Origin of the sequence: Halarchaeum nitratireducens (assembly GCF_014647155.1) — an archaeon.
GTDB classification, from domain to species: domain Archaea; phylum Halobacteriota; class Halobacteria; order Halobacteriales; family Halobacteriaceae; genus Halarchaeum; species Halarchaeum nitratireducens.
On the sequence record NZ_BMOQ01000002.1, the window covers coordinates 99173 to 118723 of the forward strand.

Consider the following 19551-nt stretch of genomic DNA (forward strand, 5'->3'; position numbering starts at 1 on the left):
CGATAGTCGCGGCGGCCCGCCCGGGATCGCCTCGGGGGCTCGATCGGCACCCGTCGATCCCGGGGATTTTATCCTCCGACGCCGTAGACGAGACAATGGCAGAGATATCTGATTCGATTCGACTGTTGTTCGAGGCGGAAATCGAGACTGACGGGGACGACGGATACGCGGTGTCGATCCCGAAATCGCTCGTCGAGGACGGCTCGCTCTCGACCGACGAGCCGTACCGCGTTGCGCTCCTCGCGGCGGCCGGCGAGACGGCGGCGAACGCAGACGGGACCGACGAGGAATCGCGGGACGCGACGTCCGACTCGTCTTCCTCACGCTCTTCGCGCTCCTCGCGCTCGCGTACCGACGGCGATTCGAGCGGTCGACGGACCCAACAGCCCCCGGTCAGCGAGGGGGACATACGGACGGTGACGATCGACACCCTCGGCGATCAGGGCGACGGCATCGCCAAGGTCGAACGCGGCTTCATCGTCATCGTCCCGGGGACGGAGCCCGGCGATCAGCTCAACGTCGAGATCACGGACGTGAAGGAGACGGTGGCGTTCGCGGAGCCGGTCGCGGCCGACGAGTCGCTCTAGTTTAGGACCGATTCCCCTCTGACCGGGCCGCTAGGCGCGGTGGTGCGTCGCGCGGCCGCGGTCGGCGGACGCGCTCGCGTTTCTCGCGGCGCGTGCGAGTAGCGCGAAACAGCAGAACTGGACGACGAGCAGGACGTACGTCACCGCCTCGACGCGCGCGGTGACGAGGAAGAGGCCGGCGACGAGGTACGTGTTCGCGAGCGTCGCCACCGCGCCGACCGCGCCGTAGGCGGCGATGCTCGCTTCGCCGGCGTCGAGCGCCCAGAGGACGAGCGCGATCAGGACGGCGAGTCCGAGGATGCCGAAGAGGTGGTAGGCGGTCTGGACGCTCGGCCAGAAGGTGACGAACAGATCGCGGGCGAAGACCGCCTGGAGGACCGGGAGGGCGAGACCACCGAACGCGGCGTAGCGGAACCGCGTGGCGCTCGCGCCGCGCCCGCGTTCGGCGTCGATCCAGACGAGCGTGGCGACGAGCGCGACGAAGATCGCGAGCGCGGTCGTCAGGTGGACGAGCTGGGTCGGGGGCGCGTAGCCGCCGGGCACGAGGCCGGCGACGGTGACGGTGAGCGCGCCGAAGGCCACCTGCACGGGGAGGAGGAACGTGGCGAGCCACGCGCTGCGGGAGGCGCGCGTACCGCGGTACGCCCACCAGAGCAGGACGGCGTTCCCGACGATGACGTAGCCGACCCCCATGGCGACGAGGCGGTGGAACCACTCGATGAACTGCGGGATCGAGAGGCCGACGGGCGAGAACTGCCCGGCGCACCCGGGGTAGGTGTTGTTGCAGGTCGCGCCGGCACCGGCCGCGGCGGTGTATTCGCCGAGGAGCACGAGGAGGGACGTGACGACGAGCGTGAGCGCGGCGAACCCGCGGACGTGGCGGACGAAGAAGCCCCCGACGCGCCGCGGGAGCGCGGCGAGCGAGCGTCCGGACGTCGACGTTTCCATGGTCGGACGTAGGGACACGCGCCTATATATGCCTGTCAGGTTCGTCGTCGCGCCGCCGTCGCCCGCCCCGACTCGTCCCGCCTCGTTCTATCCCATCCCGCTGAAGACGGCGGACCGGGGAGTATTAGTCCGCCGTCGCCCCAACCATCGGGTATGGATCGGCGCGCGTTCCTCGCAAGCGGCGCGGCAGTCGCCCTCGGCGCGACGACGGCCGGCTGTCTCGGCGGCACCGAGGGCGACTACGACGTGGCGATGACCTCCGACGCGTACGTCCCGCACTCGACGGCGACCGTCCCCGACGACGCACCGGACTGGGTTCCCAGCGACGTCCCGACGGTCGAAGTCGTCGCCGGCGACACCGTCGTCTGGGAGAACACGGGCGCACGCAACCACACGGTCACGGCCGCGACGTACGACCACGAGCGCGTCGAGGAGCTCCTCGGCGTCGGCGGCGACGCCGCGCACTCGCACGACCCGCGCCTCCCGGCCGGTGCCAGCTTCTTCTCCTCGGGGTCGTTCGACGGCGAGGTCGCCGCCACCCGGTCGTTCATCGACGAGGTCAACGGCGGCGGCGTCGTCCCGCCCGGCGAGCGCTACGAGCACCGCTTCGAGCGGCCCGGCTGGTACCACTACTACTGCATCCCTCACCTCCCGGCGGGCATGATGGGGAACGTCCACGTCCTCGACGCCTGACCCGTCGTCGCGCATCGGCGTCCTTTATGGGGCGCGCGACAGAACACCGCCGGTACCGATGGTAGCGACGGCCGACACGGCGGCGCGACGGCGAAGCGCACGACGACCGACGGCGACGGGGGCGGGGCGATGACGGACGTGGTCGTCCTGCGGCAGAAGATCCACGGGCTCGATCCGGCGGATTACGCCGAGGCGATCCGCGAGCGCCTCCCCGAGGCGGACGTCGCGCTCGCGGGCACGCCGAGCGAGGAGCGCGAGCTCCTGATGGAGGCGACGGTGGCGACCGGCTTCCGGATCGACCCGGACGTCGTCGCGGCGTCCGACAGCCTCGACCTCTTCGTCTGCACGTTCGCCGGTACCGACCACCTCCCCCTCGACGCGCTGGAGGAGGCGGGCGTGACGGTCGCGAACGCCTCGGGCGTGCACGGGCCGAACATCGCCGAGCAGGTGCTGGGGTACGTCCTCGCGGACGTCCGGAACCTCCGTCGGGGGTGGGCCCAACACGAGCGCGGCGAGTGGAACCACTATCAGGGCGGCGAACTCGCGGGCTCGACCGCGACGGTCGTCGGGATGGGACCGATCGGCGAGACGATCATCGACCGCTTCGGGGCCTTCGACGTCGAGACGATCGGCGTGCGCTACACGCCCGCGAAGGGCGGGAACGCCGACGACGTCATCGGTTTCGAGGAGACGGCGCTCCTCGACGCCTTCGCGCGCAGCGACTACCTCGTGCTCGCCTGTCCGCTCACCGACACCACGGCGGGGCTTGTGGACGAGGAGGCCTTCCTCACGCTCCCCACGGACGCGATGGTCGTCAACGTCGCGCGCGGCCCCGTGATCGACACGGACGCGCTCGTGAGCGCGCTGCGCGGCAACGACATCCGGAGCGCCGCCCTCGACGTCACCGACCCCGAACCGCTCCCCGCCGACCACCCGCTGTGGACGCTGGAGAACTGCCTCGTCACACCCCACAACGCCGGCCACACCCCCGAGTACTGGAACCGCTGCGCCGACATCCTCCTCGACGCCGCCGACGACGCCGCGCTCGACTACGGCCAGTCGCGGTAGCGGGCGTTCGGCGCTGACGGGCCGCCACGCCGGGCTGGCGGGACGTTACGGGCGAGCCGCCTGCAGTGCGCGTCTCGCTTTCGGCTGGCCTACGCGACGCCCGCCGCTGAAGCGCCCGCGGCCGCACACGTCCCCCGCCATCGAACCTCGTGCGTCACGGGCTCCGGCCCGTCGAGCCTCGCGTCTTGCACCGCGACCGCGACGGCTATCCGTTCGAGGTCGTCGGCGTGCGCGGCGTTCCAGCGCGTGCAGAGGTAGCCGGCGTACGCCCGCTGGACGCCCGCGAGATCGCGCTTGTGGGCGTTCCGGAGGAGCTTGCGCCAGCGCGCCGTCGGATACTGGCGCTCGAACGACGGCGGGGGTGCCCACGACACCGCTTCGCCCGTGATCGCGTCGACGCGCTCGCCGCCCGTCGTCTCGGCGGGCGCGACGTACCACACCTCGGTCGTGACGGGGTCGGGCGCGAACATGTTCCAGCCGTACTGGCCGGGGTCGACGCGCCCCTCGGTTCCGAGGTCGGCGTAGCCGAGCGACGCGGCGTTCCACGCGCACATGGCGACGAGGAGGACGCAGACGACGACGGCGAGCCCGCGACGTGCGGCGCGCCTCGCCCCCGCGGGGAGGGCCGGCGCGACGGCGCGCGGCGTCGGGAGGCGATCGGCGAGCGCGCCGGTGACCGCCGGGAGCCGTGAGCGATCGAGACGCCGCTCCACGCCGTCCCACACGAACGACGGGACGAAGGGGAGGAGCGCGACGAGATCGACGAGCGGGAAGATCCCGACGCCGATCGTACAGAGCAGGCCGACGTGTGCGAGGGCGAACGCGCCGACGAGCGCGGCGCGGATCCGCCCGGTCGTGAGGACGAGGAGCGGCGCGCACGTCAGGAGCGCGAGCCACGCGTCGTTCGCAACCGTGAGCGGGAGCGCGTGCCCGGCGAGCGCGGGTCCGAGGAAGACGGTGAACTCGCGGAGGTCGAAGACGTAGCGGACGGCGAGCCCGCGTCCCCAGAGCGTTCCGTGGTGTTTGAACAGCGCCGTGACGGCGTAGACGAGGACGACTTGGAGGAGAAGCACCGCCGACGCCGCCGTGGCGACGCGGGTCGGGCGGGCGTCGCGGACCCCCGCACGGACGCGCGCCAGCGCGTCGAGCGACCAGCGTGAACCGAGCGGGAGAAGGAGCCCCCAGAACGTCAGCCGGCGGAGGAGCGAGTCACCGCCGTTCAGCACGAGCGGGTTGCGCGCGTGGAGGGAGACGAGGAGGACGAACGAGCAGAGGAGGGCGAGGCGCGTGTGGTAGCCGAGGAGCACCGCGAGCGCGAACGCGGCCGCGAGCGCGAACAGCGCGACCTCGACCCACAGCGCCCCGGAGAGGGCGTGGATCGAGAGCCGCGACAGCGTCGGGTAGAGGGCGTGGAGCGTCCCGCGGGGGAGGACGCCGGCGTCCGTGTAGAACGCGCGGAGGCTCCGCGCGCGCAGGAGCAGGTCGAGACAGAGGAGCGCGCCGAGCGCGAGACGGAAGGCGGCGAGTCCGCGCCGGTCGACGCCGAACCGCGCGTCGAATCCGGATCGGAGCCGGGCGACGAGGGCCGCCGTACGCTGTCGGAACCGCACATCCGCGTTCCGCCGACGCGGCCGATAAAGCTTCGCATCGGGAGCGGGGCGCGGACGCCGGTCCGGGCGGACGACGCCGCGCTCGCCCGCGTCACGCTCGTCTCGTCGGGCGCGTGGTCAGTTCCAGGGCGCCCACTCGGGATCGATACAGCGTTCGCGGTCCTCGACGGCGTCGATGGCGTCGAGCTCGTCGTCGCTCAGATCGAGGGCTCGGGCGGCGAGGTTGTCGGCGATGTGCTCGCGGCCGGTCGCGCGCGGGACGGCCGCGACGTTCTCTTTCGAGAGGAGCCACGCGAGCGCCACCTGGTACGGACTGACGTCGTGCGCGTCGGCGGCGTCGACGACGGGATCGAGGTCCGCGACCCTCCCCTGTGCGAGCGGGGAGTACGCGACCGCCCAGTAGTCGTGTTCGCGGGCGTCCGCCCGGAGCTCTTCCTGCGGGAGCAGCGGGTGCATCTCGAACTGGTGGGCGGCGATGGGGGCGTCGAGGATCTCGCGCGCCTCCGCCAAGTGTTCGGGCGTGAAGTTCGAGACGCCGATGTTGTCGATCAACCCGTCGTCGTAGGCCTCCTGGTACGTCGTGAGGACCGACTCCGCGTCGTAGACGCCGACCGGCCAGTGGACGTAACAGAGTTCGACGCTGTCGACGCCGAGGCGATCCAGACAGCCCTCGATGGCGTCCCGAACGAGGTCGGTCGATTCCGGGACGGTGTTGTGGACGGTCTTGGTGGCGAGGAAGACGTCGTCGCGTTCGACGGGCGAGTCCGCGATGGCGGCGCCGACGTACTCCTCGTTCTCGTAGACCTGCGCGGTGTCGACGTGGCGATAGCCGACGTCGAGTGCCGTCTTCACGGCGTCGTAGCGCCCCTCCTGATCGTCGTCGGTGTACGTTCCGAGCCCAAGTCGCGGCATCTCGATGGCCATACGCGCACTTCTCGGCCTGTCGCCTTCAAACGTCGTCACGCGGCCACGTCTACCCCTTCGCGTCGCCGTACCACGACCCCCGCCGCACCGCTTCCCCTCGCGCGGTTACTCTGCCACTCCGCCATCCCCCGTCCCGCCGCCGGCCTCCTCACCGATCGGGAGCGTCGTGACGCGACCGGTCGCCGGTCCGTCACGACGCCTCGGTGCTGGGGCGTTCCCCGAACGGGGACCCGGGCGACGGGGGCCCGCGCTAATGCGCAGCGGGTCGTACTCCCTGCTGTTGCTCGTCGTCGGCTGTCTCGGGCCCTGTATCCGCGCGACGCGTTCCCCCGCGAACTCCTCGGTTCGCCGCTCGCTATCGCCACCGGCGCACGGACGATCAGCGGGGGCAACGCGCTCGCCGGGGCGATCGTCGTCGGCGCGAGCTCCGCGCTGATGGCGTTCGCCGCCGCCGTCTTCTACATCTCCCGGGGGAAACACCGGCGTCGGGAGCGCGTCCTCCGACGCTGGTGACTGGCGCCCCATCGACCCGGTCCGTTGCGTCACCGAAACACACGGCGGATTTATCCGTCCGAGACGAGTCCGGGTAACACGATAGCTATGAAGCTCGCTACGATCGGCGTCGGGAACGCCGGCAGCAAGATCGTGGACCGAATGCTGGAGTTCGAGTCCCGTACCGACCGGAACCTCTGTCGTCACGTGCACGCGATCAACACGGCGCGCACGGACCTGGCGAAGCCAGACTACATCCCCGAGGAGCGCCGCGTCCTGATCGGCGACACGAACCAGAAGGCAAAGGGCCACGGCGTCGGCGGCGACGTCGAAATCGGCGCCGAAGTAGCGAAGGCGGACCTCGACGAGATCCGGCGGGCGTTCGACGACGTCGAGATCCACACGGTCGACGCGATCCTCGTCGTCGCGGGTCTCGGTGGCGGGTCGGGCAGCGGCGGCGGTCCCGTCGTCATCGACGCGCTCCAGGAGATGTACGACGAGCCGGTGTACGCACTCGGCGTCCTCCCCGGCGAGTACGAGGGCGGCCGCCCGGCGCTGAACGCCGCGCGCTCGCTCCAGTCGTTCGTCTCGAAGGTGGACAACTTCATCGGCTTCGACAACGACGCGTGGCGGGCCCGCGAGCAGACCATCGAAGAGGGATACGAGCAGATGAACCGCGAGCTCGCGGCGCGCCTCGTCACCCTCCTCGCGGCCGGCGAGACGGACGACTCGGACGTCGCGGAGAACGCGATGGACTCGAGCGACATCATCCGCACGCTCGACACGGGTGGCGTCTCCTCGATCGGCTACGCCGCGACGCAGGTCGAGGACACCTCCGAGGGCCTCCTCGATCGCTGGAGCTCCGACTCCCAGCGCGTCAACCGCGACGACGGGAGCCAGGCGACGAAGATCAAGGGGCTCGTCCGGCGCGCCGTCAACTCCCGGCTGACCCTCCCCGGCGAGGTGTCGAGCGCGGACCGCGCGCTCGCCGTCATCTCCGGGCCGCCGAGCGAGTTCTCCCGGAAGGGCATCGAGAGCGCGCGCCAGTGGCTCGAACAGGAGGCCGATACGGTCGAGGTGCTCGTGGGCGACGACCCGCGCGAGAACTCGCCGCGCCTCTCCGCCGCCGTCCTCCTCTCGAACGTCACGGAGGCGCCGCGGATCGACCAGATCCAGAACCAGGCGGTCGACGCCCAGGAGAAGATCGCCGAACAGGAGGCCGTACGCGAGGAGCAGATCAACGACCTGATCACGGACGACAACAACGACCTCGACCCCGTCGTCTAGTCGATGAAGCTCGCACTCGTCGGCGTCGGCGCGGTCGGGAGTCGGATGGTCGATCGGATCCTCGAAGTCGAGGCTGACACCGGTCGGGCCTTCACCCGCGGGAACGCCCTCGTCTGCGACATCGCCCGAACGCCCGCGGACGGGTTCGACGCCGTCCCCGAGGACCAGCGCGTCCTCCTCGGCGACACCCACGAGCGCGTCACCGCCGAGGGCGTCGAGGGCGACCTCGAACTCGCCGCCGACGTCGCGGGGGCCGATCTCCCCGAGTTCCGACGCGCGCTCGACTCGCTCGCCATCCACGAGTCGGACGGCGTGCTCCTCGTCGCGGACCTCGGGAGCGCGACCGGGAGCGGTGCCGGGTCGGTCCTCGTCGAGGAGCTACAGGGGCTGTACGACGAACCGCTCTACGTCCTCGGCGCGCTCCCGGCCGACGACGACGGCGGGACGGCGGCGCTGAACGCCGCGCGCGCGCTCCGCTCGGTCGTGCCGACCGCCGACAGCACGCTCGCCTTCGACCGCGAGACGTGGCCGGGCGATCCCGAGCGCGACGACGACCCGGAGATCCGCGCGCTGGCGACGCGCGTCGCCACGCTGTTCGCCGCCGGCGAACTCGACTCGCCGGTCGTCGCGGAGAACGCGATGGACTCGAGCGACCTCATCCGCACGCTCGAACCCGGTGGCGTCTCCTCGATCGGCTACGCCTCGACGGACGTCGAACCGGACGAGCGCGGCTTCCTCGGTCGCCTGTTGGCGTGGTTCAGTCGGAGCACCGACGACGACGAGGCGACGGACGCCGCGAAGGTGAAGTCGCTCGTCCAACGCGCCGCGAACACGCGCCTCACGATCCCCTGTGAGGTGTCGAGCGCGGAGCGCGCGCTCGTCGTGCTCTCGGGGCCGCCGAGCGAACTCTCGCGGCGCGGCTTCGAGAGCGCGCGCCAGTGGCTCGAAGCCGAGGCCGACACCGTCGAGATCCTCGCCGGCGACGACCCGCGCCCGCGGTCCTCGACGCTCGAAGCCGTCGTCATCTTCTCGAACGTCACGGACGTGCCACGGATCGACACCCTCCAACGGCGCGCGCTCGACGTGCAGGCGGCACGCGAGGGCGAACCCGCATCGGACGACGACGCGGACGATGCGCGCGCTGACGCCGCGAGCGAGACGCGCGACGCCGACGGGGTGGACGCCGCCGATTCGGACTCGGGGGCGGGCGACGCGAGCGACGACGCGCCGCTGATCGAGGACGCGGAGGCGGTGGCGGACGACGCGAGCGAGTAGCGAGCGCGGTCCGCGCGCCGTGCGGCGCGGCCTATCGCCGCGGCCGTGACTGTTCCTGTGGCCGGACGACGTCGGCCAGTCGCACCAGCAGGCCGAGCGCCCATCCGACCGGGACGGCGAGCCCGAACCACATGCCGACGAACGCGAAGCCGGCGAGGTCGAAGCGCGCCCTGATCGTCGCCGCGAGTCCCGCGACGCCGAGGACGTTATCAAGGAGCCACGCGGCCAGCGACGTGCTCCCGGGGAGGACGACGGTCCCGAGCGTCGGCGAGAAGAGCGCGGCCGTCACGGGCGGGAGGAAGACGGCCGCGACGCCGAAGGGGTAGGCGAAGACGAGCGTCAGGGCTCGTGAGCGGTGGCTCGCGAACGCCCAGCAGAGCCCGACGGAGACGGTGGCGACGACGCTCGCGGCGAGGACGGCGCGGAACCCGGCGGTCGGTAGGCGGTCCCACGCGAGCGCGCTCAAGCCGCCCCAGACGAGCGCGACGACGCCGACGATCACGAGGACGCCCAGTCCGGCGACGATCCGGTCGAGTCGGTGTGCGACGTAGCGGATCCAGAACCCGAGGAGGACGAACGGATAGCTCGCGGCGATCAGGAGGACGCCCGCGGCGCTCCAACACCAGAAGGCGATCCGCTTCGCCGTGCCCTCGGGTCGCCACCCGCGGGCCGCGTACTCGTCCGTCGGACGATCGAAGACGAGATCGAGCCACGCCCCGAGCAGTCGCACGAGGTCGACTTTCACCGCGGCGAGGAGGTCCGATGACGTTCCCATCGTCCGCAGGTATCGCTGGGGACGCCATTACTCTCCCGACTCCGACGCGACGTGAGTCGGCTCAGCCGAGCAGCGCGCGCAGGCAGAAGACGACGCCGAGGAGTCCGGTCGTGAGCGATCCGACGAGCAGCGCGCTCGCGTTGACCACGGGGGAGTCGCTCCGATAGAGGCCGGCCGCGACCGAGCGGTCCGAGACGGGCGCGAACGGCCGGAGGACGAATCGACCGTCGCCTTGCGCCCCGCCGTCGACGGCGATGTGGACGAGCCACGACCCGCCGACCGTCCCGGCGACGCCGAGCGCGATCGTCCCCCACGTCGCCGCCCCGATCGCCGTGTCGACGACCGTTCGGACCTGCGTGCCCACGCCGAGGACGAGCAGGTAGCACACCGGTGCGAACGCGACGGGCGCGAGGACGCTGTGGAGGTAGCCGCGGCGCCGCGTCCCCGTGAGCGATTCGAGCGCGTTCGGGAGCGGCGCGCAACAGGCCCCGAGCGCGAGACAGCCGACGAGTGCCGCCCCGATGGTCAGCGTCGGCGCGATCAGGTCCGCCCCGAGGAGCACGATCCCCACGCTGGCGATCACCGTCAATACGACACCGAGGTGTCCGCGCGTCTCCATTCACCCCGATTTCGACGTTCGAGGACTTAAGCGCCCGGGCATCGTCGGACGCCCGTCTTGCCGTTCGACACTCGACCGGCCCGACGCGCTGCCAGTGGGAGCGACCACCCACCGTCGTCCGCTGTCGACCGTCCACCCGGTCCGATAACAGATACGCGAGTGAACTATTTCTACACCTAGTAGGAAAGTTGTGATATCCGATCGATCTTCACCGAGCGGCACTTAATCGGGTTCGGTGGTCGCGGCGATCGCGCCTTTGGTCGACCACGGCATGCATTGCGCGCCGAGAGGCCTTCTTTCGGGACGCCCCGTCTTACCGCGTGATCTAGTCGCGATCTGCGAACTCGGACGCGGATCGAGATGCGGGTCTTATATCTCGAAATATATAGAGAACAGAATATAGTTTCGCATTACTCGTCTGCGAAACCGCGGCCGAAACGTGTGCCCTTCGTTGACGCGAACCTATATACTCGTGCTGACCGTATCGCCGTCGGCATGGACCCAGCGATCTCGGAGCGCGAGTGGTCACGACAGTACATCGACGGGGAGTGGACGGCGGCGTCGGATGGCGGGACGCTCGCCGTCGAGAACCCCTCGACGCGAGAACACCTCTTCGACGTCCCCGCGTCGACGGAAGCGGACGTCGAGGCCGCGTACGAGGCGGCCGCGGCGGCGCAACCCGAGTGGGAGGCGGCGAGTCCCGGCCGCCGACAGCGCGTCGTCCTCGACGCGATGGACGCCCTCGAATCGTCGTTCGACGGCACCGTCGGTCTCCTCACGGCGGAAGGCGGGTCCTCGACCGCGAAGGCGAGCATCGAGACGGAGAACACGGTCGCGTCGCTGGGCGAGGCCGCGACGTTCCCGTCGCGAATGAAGGGCGAACACGCCGACTCGAACGTCCCGGCGAAGGAGAACATCGTCGAGCGGAAGCCCGAGGGGGTCGTCTCCGTCATCACGCCGTGGAACTTCCCGCTGGTGCTCACGACGCGCGCGGTCGCGCCCGCGATCGCCACGGGGAACGCCGTCGTACTCAAGCCCGCCTCCGAGACGCCGGTCACGGGCGGCCTGCTCGTCGCCGCGCTGTTCGAGGCCGCGGGTCTCCCCGACGGCGTCCTGAACGTCGTCACGGGGCGCGGCTCCGCCATCGGCGACCGGATGGCGGGCCACCCGGACGCGGACGTCGTCGCGTTCACGGGGAGCACGGCGGTCGGCCGCGAGGTCGCGGCGACGGCGGGACGGAACCTCGCGCTCCCCGCGATGGAGCTCGGCGGGAACAACGCGCACATCGTCGCCGGGGACGCGGACGTCGACGACGCCGTCGAGGCCGGGGCGTTCGGTTCGTTCATCCACTCCGGGCAGATCTGCATCTCGATCAACCGCCACGTGGTCGTCGACGACGTCTACGACGAGTACGTCGAGAAGCTCGCGGGGATGGCCGAGCACGTCCCCACCGGGAGCGCCCACGACCCGGAGACGATCGTCGGCCCGATCGTCAACGAGTCCCAGCGCGACTCCGTCCTCGGCTTCGTCGAGGACACGATCGACGCGGGCGCGACCCTCGAAGCCGGCGGCGGCGTCCACGACCTCGACGACGTCGCGGACTCGCTCGTCGTCGAACCGACCGTGCTCTCCGGCGTGACGAACGACATGCCGGCGGCGTGTAACGAACACTTCGGTCCCATCGCTCCCGTCATCCGCGCGAGCGACGTCGACGAGGCGGTCGAGATCGCCAACGACACCGACTACGGCCTCTCCGGCAGCGTCTACGCGGGCGACACCGGACGCGGGCGCGAGATCGCCAAGCGCGTCGAGACGGGGATGATCCACGTCAACGACCAGCCGATCAACGAGGAGCCGCACATGCCCTTCGGCGGCGTCGGTGCCTCCGGGATCGGTCGGTTCAACGCCGACGAGGTCATCCACGAGTTCACGCAGACGAAGTGGATGAGCGTCCAGCACGAACAGCGCGACTACGGGTTCTGAGGACCGCCCCCGCGCCCCGCTATCGAAGAACGAGTCGCGCGCCGCCCGACACGCACGAATATTTATTACTAATTGTGCGGTAGTACTGCCGTGACCAGATCCACGTACACGCACGTCACGATCGCTATCGACGACCTCGACGAGGCGGTCGACTTCTACGGCGGCGTTTTCGGGATGGAACCCGTCCCGACGCCGGACTGGGACCTCCCGGTGCAGTGGCTCGACTGCGGCGGCCTCCAGTTGCACCTCGTCGAGACCGACGCCGACGCGCCGGCCTTTCACCACTTCGGCGTCCACGTCGACGACCTCGAAGGGGTGTACGCGGCGGTCGAGGCGCACTCCGCGGCCGCGTTCGACGACCTCGGTGTCACCGGGGGCGGTGACTGGGCCGACGGCGACCCGCCGGTCTACTACCTGCCGACGATCCGGACCGCTCAACTGTACGTCCGCGACCCGGCCGGGAACCTGATCGAGGTCAACGCCCCCGACGTCGACGCCCTCGATCGAACGGTCGTGCCGAACGTCGTCGAGCGCACCGACCTCGACCCACCGGTACCCGGCTCGGACGCGAATCTCTACGGGTCGTTCGGCGTGGACCCGACGCGGCCGTTCACGGATTGAGGACGACTTTGACGCCCGCGCGTTCGGCTTCGGCCGCGAACCCCGCTTCGTAGTCGGCCATGTCGAAGGCGGGGCCGACGACGGGCGAGAGGTCGACGCTCTCCGACAGCGCGAGCGCGCGTCGCCAGTCGGACTGTCGGCGTCCGTTTACCGTCCGGATCGACACCTCGTCGTTGAGCAGCGCCGTGAGCGCGACGGAGACGCGATCGTCATGAAAGACGCCGACCTGCACGATTTCGCCGCCGGGTCGAGTGCTCGACTCCGCCAGCCGAAACGCCGACTCGTGCCCCGAGGCCTCGACGAACACGTCGACGGGTCGATCGAGTGCTCCCTCCGTCGCGTTCCGCGTCGCCGTCGCGCCCATCTCGGCGGCGATCGGGAGCCGCGTCCCCTCGTCGATATCGGCCCCGATCATCACGATCTCGCTCGCGCCCGCCGCACGGGCCGCGAGCAGCGCGCTCAACCCCGCGGATCCCGGTCCCGCGATCGCCACCCGATCGCCCATCTCGAACGACGACGCCTCGACGGCGTGGACGCCGATCGCGAGCAGTTCGAGGAAGACGCCCTCGTCGAACGTGACGCTCCCGGGAAGCTCGTAGAGGTTCCGCGCGGGGACGACGACGTATTCGGCGAGCGCGCCCGGCGCGTCGACGTCGATCCCGATCGCCCGCCGGCCGTGTGGCGAGAACCCCGGTTTCTCCGTGCAGAGGTTCTGTCGCCCCTCGCGGCAGTTCCGACAGCGCCCGCAGGAGACGCGCGGCTCGACCGCGACGCGCTCACCGCCGGTCCAATCGACGACGTCTGCGCCGACGGCGTCGACGACGCCCGCGAACTCGTGGCCGAACACCTGCGGGAGGTGGGACTCGTAACGGTGGTAGTACTCGTCCCAGCGGTAGAGCGGGGCCTCGACGCCGCCGTCGATTCCGACCGACCGAACGGCGATCCGAACCTCGTCCGCCCCCGGAGTCGGTATCGGCCGCTCTGCGAGCTTCATCCCCGGTTCGGCCGCGCGTTTCTCCAACACGGTCATCGACGCGTCTGTCATCGGTGCCGCCACGTTTCGAACGAACGATAATCGTGTTTTCGGGTAGAGTTCACGCATCACGTTTGGATGCGGGTTCGCGGCGTCTCGGTCGGGTCCCGGCGGTACGTGGCTGAGCGCTGCGGTCCGCCGCGTGCACACTCAATGCAGTGTGTTCACACGGATCACAAACTTCTTCGCGCCGGTCGCCGTAGCGGTCGTATGGACGTGCTCCACGTCGCCGTCGACGTCACCGATATCGAGACGGCCAGCGGGTTCTACGAGGACGCGCTCGGTCTCCGCTTCACTCGGGCGTTCACCGTCGAGGGGACGCACAACTACTGCGTCGGGGGCGAGGGACCGGCCGAGATCCAGTTCCGCGAGGTCGACGACCCCGTCGTTCCCGCGGGCATCAACCACCTCTCCGTCGGCGTCGACGACCTCGACGCGACCGTCGAGACGGCCGTCAGTGGGTGGGACGCGACGCTCGAACGGGAGCCGTTCGACATCGACGACGAGACGCGCGCGGCCTTCGTCACCGACCCCGAGGGGTACACCGTCGAACTGATCGAGCAGTAACGCGTCCGCTACGGGCATCGGGTGCCCCTCGTTTCTCACCCCCACGCTCCCGCTTCGATCCGCGCGTCACGTCGTCGCCGACTCGGGGTCGCGTGCGCGTGCGGCGTTCGCCCCCGGTCCCGTCGCGCCCGCGCCGACCGCTCAGGCCTCCGATCGCTTGTAGACGATGTCGCGCTGGACTTCGTTGACGCCCTCGTAGATGAGCGGGAGGCGCGCGTCCCGGTAGAGCCGCGAGATCCGATGTTCGTCGAGGACGCCGCGACCGCCGTGGAGTCGCATCCCGGTCTCGGCGCACTCGACGGCGGTCTCCGTGGCCTTCGTCTTCGCCATCGCGCTCCAGTCGCTCGCCGCCTCGTCCGTCTCGACCCGCTCTGCCGCGCGCCACGTCAGCGCACGCGCGCTCTCGAACTCCGTGCGCATGTCCGCGAGGTCGTGCTGGACGGACTGGAACTCGCCGATCGGTCGCCCGAACTCCTCGCGGTCGTCGACGAACGCCCACGCCTCCTCGATGGCCGCGGCGGCGATTCCGAGCCCGTGACCGGCGGCGGAGATACGGCCGTGATCGAAGAACTCCGCGACCATGCGGAACCCCTCACCGCGCTCGCCGACGAGGTTCTCCGCCGGCACGCGACAGTCGTCGAAGACGATGTGTGCCTGCTGGGAGGCGCGCATCCCGATCTTCTCCGGGATGTGCTCGGCCGCGTAGCCCGGCGCGTCGGTCGGGACGACGACGAGCGAGTGATTCGCGTGTCGATCGTCCGTCTCCTCCGTCTTGACGTACGTGAGAACCCAATCGGCGTCGATCCCGTTTCCGATCCAGTACTTCTCCCCGTCGATGACCCACTCGTCGCCCTCCCGCTCCGCCCGCGTCGTCATCCCGGCGAGGTCGCTCCCCGTCTCGGGCTCGGAGATCGCCATGCCGGTGAACGACTCGCCGCTCGGGATCCCCGGTAAGTAGCGCTCTTTTTGCTCGTCGGTGCCGTAGCGTTCGAGGACGTTCGTCCCGAAACTCCGCCCGCGGATCGCCATCCCGATCCCGGCGTCCGCGCGGAAGAGTTCCTCCGTGACGGCGAGGCTCTCTCGCAGCGACGCGCCCCGGCCGCCGTACGCCTCGGAGATCTCGATCCCCACGAGATCCGCCTCGACCGCCGCCTCGACGACTTCCCGTGGATACGTCCCGTCCGCGAAGTGGCGCGCCGCGTTCGGCTCGACGTGCTCGCGGGCGAACGCCCGCGCGTCGCGTTTGGCCTCGCGGACCTCCGCCGGAACCGAGGATTCGTCTAAGAGCTCCATGTCGGGACGGACGCGGAAGGCCAGCAAAGCCCTTTCGCCGCCGTCGACCGTCTCGTCACCGTCACGCTACGGCTCCTCGATGCCCTCCTCCTGGCGGAGCTCGGTCCGTCGGATCTTGCCCGTCGACGTCCGCGGGAGCGTGCGCACGAACGCCAGTTCGCGCGGGTACTCGTACTTCGCCAGGCGCTCTTTGACGTGCGCCTGGAGGTCGTCGCGTAAGTCGTCGGACGCCTCGTAGCCGTCCGCGAGGACGACGAAGGCCTTCGGAATCTCGCCGCGCGTCTCGTGGGGGACGCCGATGACGCCGGCCTCGGAGACGGCGTCGTGGGTGACGAGCGCTTCCTCGATCTCGTTCGGCCCGAAGCGGTAGCCGGAGCTGATGATGAGGTCGTCGTCGCGGGCGTGGAATTGGAAGTAGCCGTCCTCGTCCCGAGAGACGAGGTCCTCGGAGAGAAGCCAGCCGTCCTGGACCTTCTCCGCGGTCGCCTCCGGCTTCCCGAGGTACTCGACGAACAGCATCGGATCGCCCTCGTACTTCACGGCGAGCTCGCCGATCTCGCCGGGATCCGTCACCTCCTCGCGCGTGTCGGGGTCGAGGATCGCCACCTCGTGGCCGACCGAGGGGACGCCGAAGTAATCGATACGGTGATCGATACCGAAGCCGGGGTCGTCGGAGATGAGGCCGCCGACCTCCGTGGATCCGTACCCCTCGACGAACGCGGCGTTCTCGAAGGTCGTCGTCGCCCAATCGATGATGCTCTCGCCGGCGGACTCCCCGCCCGTCGAGAACGACTGGAGGCTCGTGAGGTCGTAGCGCTCGTCCGCGTCCTCGACCTGCATCATCATCCGGACGGCGGTCGGCGGGAGGTTCAACTGCGTCACCTCGAAGCGCTCGACGAGCTCGAACTCGGCCTCGGCGTCGAACTTCCCCTCGGGCCGGCCGACGACCGGGATGCCGTAGAACAGCGGCGGGAGCACCATCTGATTCAGCGACATGATCCACGACCACTCCGAGATGGTCCGCACGACCTGCTCGTCGCCCGTCTCGTGGCCCTGGAGGCTGACGAACTGCGGGAGGAGGCCGAGCAGGTGGCGGTGGGCGTGGACCGCGCCCTTCGGTTGGCCCGTCGTCCCGCTCGTGTAGATGATGCAGGCCGGATCCGCCGGATCGGTCGCGCGCGTCTCGAACTCGGTGCTCCGCCCTTCGATCGCGTCCCAGAAACACGTCTCGTCCCCCCGGTCGAACCCCTCGCTCGTCACGACGAACGAGAGCGAGTCGAGGTCGTCACGGATCGGCCGGAACGTCTCGATCGCGCCCTCGTCGACGACGAACGCGACGGCGTCGGAGTCGTCGAGCCGGTAGCGGAGGCCGTCGGTCCCGAGGAGCACGCTGAGCGGGACGGTGACCGCCCCGAGCTTGAACGCCGCGAGGTGCGCGACGAGCGACTGGAGGCGCTGGGTCCCGTTGACGGCGATGCGATCGCCCGCCTCGACGCCGCGCTCGTCGAGGTAGTTCGCGAAGCGGTTCGCGTACCCGCGGAGCTGTCGGAAGGTGTACGTCCGCTCCTCGCCGTCGTCGATGTAGAGCGCGACGCCGTTCTTCTTCGCCGCCGCCCACCGGTCACAGACGTAGTGCGCGATGTTGAACGTCTCCGGGATCTCCCACTCGAACCACTCGCGGGCCTCCTCGATCGTGTCGAAGCCCTGCTCGTGGAAGTAGTAGTTCTCCAGCCGGTCTATTTCGTCCATTCAGTTCCACCTGTTCCGGATACACTACAATAAACGTTATCTATGTCACGTAACACGAAATCCGGGGCCCTACTCGAAGTCGGGATCCCGGTCGTGGGTGAACGCCTCGACGCCCTCCAGCATGTCGTCGGTCGTCGACAACAGGCCGAACGCCTGACTCTCCATGGCGATGGCGGTCTTCAGGCTCGCGTCCTGCCCCTCGTTGATGACCTGCTTTGCGACCTTGAGCGCGGTCTGCGGACCGTTCGCGATGTCGGAGACGAACGCCTCGACGGTCTCCTCGAATTCGGACTCGGGGACGGCGCGATTCAGGATGCCCCAGTCGACGGCCTTCTCGGCGCTGATCTGTTCGCCGCGGAAGACGAGCTCCTTCGTGCGCGCCTCGCCGACGAGGCGCACGAGGCGCTGCGTGCCGCCGCCGCCGGGGATGAGGCCGAGGTTGATCTCGGGGCTCCCGAGTCGCGACCCCTCCGTGGCCAGCCGGATGTCGCAGGCCATCGTGATCTCGAAACCGCCGCCGAGACAGAGGCCGTCGATCTTGGCGATCGTCGGGCGCTCGAAGTCGTAGATGGTCTCCACGGCGTCCTCGACCGCCATCAGGTCGGTCGCGTCCGCGGTCGTGAAGCCCGTGATGTCCGCGCCCGCGCTGAACGCGCGATCACCCGCGCCCTCGAAGGTGACGCAGGTGACCTCGTCGGTGTCGACGGTCTTGAGCAGCCGGTCGATCTCGTTCAGCATGTCGTCCGAGAGCGCGTTCAGCCGCTCCTCGCGGTCGAAGACGACGCGGAGCACGCCGTCCTCGTCGATCTCGTGTCGGATGTAGTGGTACGGGCCGCCGTCGGAGTAGTCGTAGAAGCCCCGCCCGGCGTCCTCGCCGGTGTGCCCCGACTCGACGAGCTCGACCAGATAATCGGCGGGCTCGTACCGCGGTGCGCCCGTCTCCTCGTGGAGGGTTTCCAGCTTCTCCAGCACGCGACCGAGACCGAGCTTATCGCCGGTACGACACGTTCCCTCGGGGAGCCCGCCGCCGAGGCGCATGGCGATGTCGATGTCCTCGGGGTCCGCGACGTCCTGCCCGACGAGTCGCGCCGCCTCGTTGATCATCCGGGCCTCGACGCGGAGCGTGTTGAAGCCCTCGCCGTCGCCCGGTTCGTAATCCACCCCGGGACCGTCCTCGTAGTCGTAGAAGCCCTCGCCGGTCTTTCGCCCGAGGTCGTCGCCGTCGACGAGCGATCGATAACACTCCGGCACCGGCTCGTTCCACTGCTCGCGGGTGTGGACGAAGATGTCGAGACCGCCGAAGTCGGCGAGTTCGAACGGGCCCATCGGGTAGCCGCGACGGTACACCATCGCCGCGTCGGCCTGTCTGACGTCGGCCTCGCCGGCATCACGCATCCAGCCGGGCTCCTCCATGAACGGGACGAGGACGTTGTTCACGACGAACTCCGGGATGTCCTTGCGGACGAGCACCGGCGTCTTATCGAGCGACTCCACGAACCCGTAGGCCGCGTCGACGACGTCGTCGTCCGTCTCCTCCCCGGAGACGACCTCGACGAGGTCCATCTTCACCGGCGGGTTGAAGAAGTGCATCCCGCAGACGCGCTCGGGGTGCTCCGTCTCCGCCGCGATGTCGGTCACGCGCAGGCTCGACGTGTTCGTCGCCAGGATCGTGTCCGCGGCCGTGGCCGCCTCGACGTCGGCGAAGAGGTCACGCTTCATCTCCAAGTCCTCGGGGATGGCCTCGACGACGAGGTCCGTGTCTCCGACGGCCGCCTCGAGGTCCGTCGTCGTCCGCACGCGATCGAGGACCGCGTCGGGGTCCTGATCGAGTTGCCCCTTCTCGGCCAGCTTTCCGACGCTCCACTCCAGTTGCTCGTACCCGTCTTCGACGTACGACTCCTCGATGTCCCGGAGGGTGACGTCGTAGCCCGCGATCGCCGCGACCTCGGCGATCCCGTGGCCCATGCTTCCCGCTCCGAGCACTGCGACGGTGTCGATTTCGCGTCCCATCGTGCCATCCATTCGCG

General features: G+C 69.9%; 17 protein-coding genes. 8 read left to right on the forward strand and 9 right to left on the reverse strand.

All coding sequences use genetic code 11. The features are described from left to right. Positions 1–95 precede the first annotated feature (95 nt). Positions 96–587 (forward strand): TRAM domain-containing protein, encoded by a 492-nt coding sequence (locus IEX91_RS02915; protein ID WP_188877016.1) that lies wholly within the window; start codon positions 96–98, stop codon positions 585–587. A 30-nt stretch (positions 588–617) separates the two neighbouring features. Here the strand turns inward: IEX91_RS02915 and IEX91_RS02920 are convergent, their stop codons facing one another. Further along, positions 618–1535, reverse strand: a complete 918-nt coding sequence (locus tag IEX91_RS02920; protein WP_188877017.1) for a COX15/CtaA family protein — start codon at positions 1533–1535, stop codon at positions 618–620. 153 nt (positions 1536–1688) lie between these two features. Between IEX91_RS02920 and IEX91_RS02925 the strand changes: the two genes are divergently transcribed. Continuing rightward, the gene (locus tag IEX91_RS02925; RefSeq protein WP_188877018.1) at positions 1689–2228 is read left to right on the forward strand and encodes a plastocyanin/azurin family copper-binding protein; all 540 of its coding nucleotides are present in this window, start codon (positions 1689–1691) and stop codon (positions 2226–2228) included. 129 nt (positions 2229–2357) lie between these two features. After that, positions 2358–3296: a D-2-hydroxyacid dehydrogenase gene (locus tag IEX91_RS02930; RefSeq protein WP_188877019.1), complete on the forward strand. Its 939-nt coding sequence runs from the start codon at positions 2358–2360 to the stop codon at positions 3294–3296. A gap of 89 nt (positions 3297–3385) precedes the next feature. Here the strand turns inward: IEX91_RS02930 and IEX91_RS02935 are convergent, their stop codons facing one another. Both IEX91_RS02935 and IEX91_RS02940 read right to left on the reverse strand, forming a co-directional pair. Beyond that, positions 3386–4906, reverse strand: coding sequence for an HTTM domain-containing protein (locus tag IEX91_RS02935; protein ID WP_188877020.1), 1521 nt, complete (start codon positions 4904–4906; stop codon positions 3386–3388). 117 nt (positions 4907–5023) lie between these two features. Continuing rightward, on the reverse strand, positions 5024–5830 hold the full coding sequence (locus tag IEX91_RS02940; RefSeq protein ID WP_188877021.1) for an aldo/keto reductase: 807 nt from the start codon (positions 5828–5830) through the stop codon (positions 5024–5026). A 600-nt stretch (positions 5831–6430) separates the two neighbouring features. Here IEX91_RS02940 and IEX91_RS02945 point away from each other — a divergent pair. Together IEX91_RS02945 and IEX91_RS02950 are read left to right on the forward strand one after the other, a co-directional pair. Continuing rightward, entirely contained in the window at positions 6431–7609 is a 1179-nt protein-coding gene (locus IEX91_RS02945; protein ID WP_188877022.1) for a tubulin/FtsZ family protein, read from the forward strand. Positions 7610–7612: 3 nt separating this feature from the next. Beyond that, the gene (locus tag IEX91_RS02950; RefSeq protein WP_188877023.1) at positions 7613–8884 is read left to right on the forward strand and encodes a tubulin/FtsZ family protein; all 1272 of its coding nucleotides are present in this window, start codon (positions 7613–7615) and stop codon (positions 8882–8884) included. 31 nt (positions 8885–8915) lie between these two features. Here the strand turns inward: IEX91_RS02950 and IEX91_RS02955 are convergent, their stop codons facing one another. Continuing rightward, positions 8916–9659: a hypothetical protein gene (locus tag IEX91_RS02955; RefSeq protein WP_188877024.1), complete on the reverse strand. Its 744-nt coding sequence runs from the start codon at positions 9657–9659 to the stop codon at positions 8916–8918. A 61-nt stretch (positions 9660–9720) separates the two neighbouring features. Then, positions 9721–10278, reverse strand: a complete 558-nt coding sequence (locus IEX91_RS02960) for a hypothetical protein (RefSeq protein ID WP_188877025.1) — start codon at positions 10276–10278, stop codon at positions 9721–9723. A gap of 495 nt (positions 10279–10773) precedes the next feature. Between IEX91_RS02960 and IEX91_RS02965 the strand changes: the two genes are divergently transcribed. Continuing rightward, positions 10774–12261, forward strand: a complete 1488-nt coding sequence (locus IEX91_RS02965) for an aldehyde dehydrogenase family protein (RefSeq protein WP_188877026.1) — start codon at positions 10774–10776, stop codon at positions 12259–12261. A gap of 90 nt (positions 12262–12351) precedes the next feature. Then, positions 12352–12882, forward strand: coding sequence for a VOC family protein (locus IEX91_RS02970; RefSeq protein WP_188877027.1), 531 nt, complete (start codon positions 12352–12354; stop codon positions 12880–12882). On the opposite strand, the gene IEX91_RS02975 is transcribed toward IEX91_RS02970, so the two are convergent. Next, positions 12872–13927, reverse strand: coding sequence for a zinc-dependent alcohol dehydrogenase (locus IEX91_RS02975; protein WP_229772767.1), 1056 nt, complete (start codon positions 13925–13927; stop codon positions 12872–12874). The genes IEX91_RS02970 and IEX91_RS02975 overlap by 11 nt on opposite strands. Before the next feature lie 198 nt (positions 13928–14125). Between IEX91_RS02975 and IEX91_RS02980 the strand changes: the two genes are divergently transcribed. After that, entirely contained in the window at positions 14126–14482 is a 357-nt protein-coding gene (locus IEX91_RS02980) for a VOC family protein (RefSeq protein ID WP_188877029.1), read from the forward strand. 141 nt (positions 14483–14623) lie between these two features. On the opposite strand, the gene IEX91_RS02985 is transcribed toward IEX91_RS02980, so the two are convergent. From IEX91_RS02985 to IEX91_RS02995, 3 genes are all read right to left on the reverse strand, one after another. Next, positions 14624–15775, reverse strand: a complete 1152-nt coding sequence (locus IEX91_RS02985; protein ID WP_188877030.1) for an acyl-CoA dehydrogenase family protein — start codon at positions 15773–15775, stop codon at positions 14624–14626. Positions 15776–15841: 66 nt separating this feature from the next. Further along, positions 15842–17524: an acyl-CoA synthetase gene (locus tag IEX91_RS02990; RefSeq protein WP_188877031.1), complete on the reverse strand. Its 1683-nt coding sequence runs from the start codon at positions 17522–17524 to the stop codon at positions 15842–15844. Between the two features lie 69 nt (positions 17525–17593). Then, positions 17594–19534 carry a 3-hydroxyacyl-CoA dehydrogenase/enoyl-CoA hydratase family protein gene (locus IEX91_RS02995; RefSeq protein ID WP_188877032.1) on the reverse strand — a complete coding sequence of 647 codons (1941 nt, stop codon included), beginning with the start codon at positions 19532–19534 and terminating at the stop codon, positions 17594–17596. Between the last annotated feature and the right edge of the window lie 17 nt (positions 19535–19551).